Origin of the sequence: Stenotrophomonas sp., assembly GCF_036662295.1 — a bacterium.
Classification (GTDB): domain Bacteria; phylum Pseudomonadota; class Gammaproteobacteria; order Xanthomonadales; family Xanthomonadaceae; genus Stenotrophomonas.
Genome location: NZ_JAVWXA010000192.1, coordinates 1 through 2,906, shown reverse-complemented (window position 1 = coordinate 2,906; position 2,906 = coordinate 1). Strand labels below are relative to the sequence as shown.

3 protein-coding genes are annotated in these 2,906 nt (G+C 70.2%); 2 read left to right on the top strand and 1 reads right to left on the bottom strand.

The annotated features are described in order from the left end of the window. Positions 1-390 precede the first annotated feature (390 nt). Positions 391-1,062, top strand: coding sequence for a hypothetical protein (locus RSA25_RS19355; protein WP_332810448.1), 672 nt, complete (start codon positions 391-393; stop codon positions 1,060-1,062). Between the two features lie 9 nt (positions 1,063-1,071). On the opposite strand, the gene xerD is transcribed toward RSA25_RS19355, so the two are convergent. After that, entirely contained in the window at positions 1,072-2,049 is a 978-nt protein-coding gene (gene xerD, locus RSA25_RS19350; RefSeq protein ID WP_332810447.1) for a site-specific tyrosine recombinase XerD, read from the bottom strand. Between the two features lie 70 nt (positions 2,050-2,119). Between xerD and RSA25_RS19345 the strand changes: the two genes are divergently transcribed. After that, the gene (locus RSA25_RS19345) at positions 2,120-2,596 is read left to right on the top strand and encodes an RDD family protein (protein ID WP_332810446.1); all 477 of its coding nucleotides are present in this window, start codon (positions 2,120-2,122) and stop codon (positions 2,594-2,596) included. Positions 2,597-2,906: the final 310 nt, after the last annotated feature.

The window sequence follows — 2,906 nt, the reverse complement described above, 5'->3', positions numbered from 1 at the left end:
AGCAGCGCAAGGGTGATAACTCGAAGCATCAGGAATTCCGCGGAAGGGGATGCGGGGATTCTCGCACAGCCACCGCAGCGGGCCTGTGTCGGATGCAGCGCCCTGTTGGCCGTCATGAGCGATCTGTGAAAGCGGCCGGGCGCGGGAGGGCGCACCTTCCCGCCCCCTTCCCGCCCCCGGCGCGCATGTGCCGGCCCTCCGACCCGATCCGGACCCCGCCCGGTATCGCCTCCGCTCGGGCATGCGTGGGTGCTCGAGCGGACCAACGCAGGCGCTGCCGAGCGCACGCCGGCTGCGGCCGGATTCTGGCAATCCGACGCATGATGCAGCCATGAGGGCTGCCAAGTGCCGATGACCGATTCCTGAAAGCGCGCCAACCAGTCCCAACGGATGCTGCCGCCCTCCGCCCGGACGACGCCCCGCATGACTGCCATTTCCGCTTTGCCGTTGTTGTTGAAAGCGCATCTTCTGGGGAGCGTCTCCGCACGGGTCGCGCTGGATGCCCGTCGTTCCAGCCCGAGCCGGTGCTGCAATGCGATCAGCGCCATCACCAACGCGCGGCAGAAGCTGGCAACCCAGGTCGGAAATGGATCGCTGACGCCGGACAGATTCCAGGAACGCGCGGCGCGCCTGGCCGAGCTGCACAGCACGCTGTACAACCACACCACGCCGATGCAGCGCGCGCAGGCGGCTGAGACGATGTTGTGCAACATCCGCAACCTGCAGCGGCATGGGAGCGACGGTGCACGCTTCATGGACCAGCAGTGCCACCCCGAGCAGGTGCTGGCACGGGGCCGGGATACACTGGCCACTGCCTTCTGGGCGGGTCAACTGAACCAGGCGCGCCTGTTCAACGAGCAGATTCTGCTGCTGGCCAAGCGCGAGCAGGCGTATTGCCCGACAGGCTATCCCCGCGCGGCCATCGTCCAGAGCATCTTCAACCACCTGCAACAGTTCAACCACGCGCACGCGCGTGACTTCAACCCGCAAGCGGCCATCCTCAAGCACTTCCGCCAGGACCTGACCGCATCGCTCGCCTCGCCCACGCTCAAGGGACGCTAGCCCGACGCATCACCCCCTCGGGTGATGTCGTGCATGCAGTTTCTGCAGGTGCTCGCGGGCCACCAGCGTGTAGATCTGGGTGGTGGACAACGAGCTGTGGCCGAGCAGCATCTGCAGCGCGCGCAGGTCCGCGCCGCGGTTCAACAGGTGGGTGGCAAAGCTGTGCCGCAGCCCGTGCGGGCTGATCCGGACCGGGTCGATGCCGGCCACCGCCGCGTACTTCTTCACCAGCGCCCAGAACTGCTGGCGGCTGAGCGGCTGCAACGACGGCGCCAGGAACAGCGGCACGGCGCCGTCGGTGCCCGCCGGCACCGGGCGCTTGCCGGCCAGCAGGGGCCGCGACTGCGCCAGGTAGCGCTCCAGCCAGTGCTGGGATTCCTCGCCCAGCGGCACCAGCCGCTCCTTGCTGCCCTTGCCGGTCACCCGCAGCACGCCCTGGCGCAGGTTCACCGCGTTGGCCGGCAGCTGCACCAGCTCGCTCACGCGCAGCCCGGCCGCATACATCAGTTCCAGCATCGCCCGATCGCGCAGGCCCAGCGGCGACGCCACGTCCGGCGCATCGAGCAGGGCATCGATCTGGCTTTCGGCCAACGCCTTGGGCAGCAGCCGCGGCAGCTTGGGTGGGTCCAGCAGCGCACTGGGGTCCTCGCTGCGCTGCCCACGGCGCAGGGCATCGGCGAAGAACGCGCGCAGCGCCGACAGCAGGCGCGCGTTGCTGCGCGGCGACCAGCCGTGCCGCGACCGCCACGCCAGGTAGTCGAACACCCCGGCCCGGTCGACCCCGCCCAGCCCGCCGGCGGCGCCATCGCGCCACCGCGCCAGCCCCTCCAGGTCGCGCCGATAGCTGTCCAGGCTGGCCCTTGCCAGGCCCTGCTCGGCCCAGATCGCATCCAGGAAGCGCTGGATCAACACGTTGTCCTGATCGCGCAGGGGCGGCAGGTGCTGGATCAGTTGGCGGCGCAGTGCGGGGGTGGTGGCATCGGACATGCCACCAGCATACGGAGCCTCGGCGCGCCCAGCCATCGAAGCGGCGGCGGCAGACAGGTATGCTCGGGCCATGGCCGCCCTGCCCACTCCCGCCGCCCACCCCGAACGCCCTGCCAGCCTGTTGCAGTGGCGCCTGCTGGCGCTGCTGTACGACCTGTTCCCGGCGTTGGCGCTGTGGATGCTGGTGGGCACGCTGTTCACCGTGGGCTACACGCTGTCCGGGCACGCCGAGCGCGAGAACATCGCGCCCTTCAGCGCGCTGCAGTGGCTGCTCTGGGGGTGCTGCTGGGCGGTGACGGGGCTGTACGCCACGCTCAGTTGGCGCCGCGGTGGCCAGACGCTGGGCATGCGCCCGTGGCGGCTGCAGGTGGTTCGCGCCGATGGCAGCGCACCCAGCGCTGCCCAGCTCTGGCGGCGCTACGCGGTGGGCACGCTGTCGGTGCTGCTCGGCGGCCTCGGCCTGTGGTGGGCCCTGGTCGACCGCCAGCGCCTGACCTGGCACGACCGCGCCAGCGGCACGCGGGTGCGCCGTCTGCCCAAGCGCTGAGGGTGGGTCGCCCAGCCACCCATGGGGTGGCTCTACCAGGGGGCCGTGGTGGCATGCGCCCACCGGCACGTGCCTCCCGGCTGTGATCACGCATCGCCATGCCAACGACCGCGCCGATCAACCCAACGGCAATCGCGCATCGCGCCCACCCGGTGCATCCATCACAACGCCGGCCTGCCCCGGTGACGCGCGCCGACCGGCACATCCAACCCAACGGCAATCGTGTATCGCCATGCCAACAACCGCGCCGATCACCCCAACGGCAATCGCGCATCGCGCCCACCCGGTGCATCCATCACAACGCCGGCCT

Excerpts from the sequence above, each read along its gene's own strand:
- RSA25_RS19355 (WP_332810448.1), top strand. The coding sequence starts at position 391 with ATGCTGCCGCCCTCCGCCCGGACGACGCCCCGCATGACTGCCATTTCC.
- xerD (WP_332810447.1), bottom strand. The coding sequence starts at position 2,049 with ATGTCCGATGCCACCACCCCCGCACTGCGCCGCCAACTGATCCAGCAC.
- RSA25_RS19345 (WP_332810446.1), top strand. The coding sequence starts at position 2,120 with ATGGCCGCCCTGCCCACTCCCGCCGCCCACCCCGAACGCCCTGCCAGC.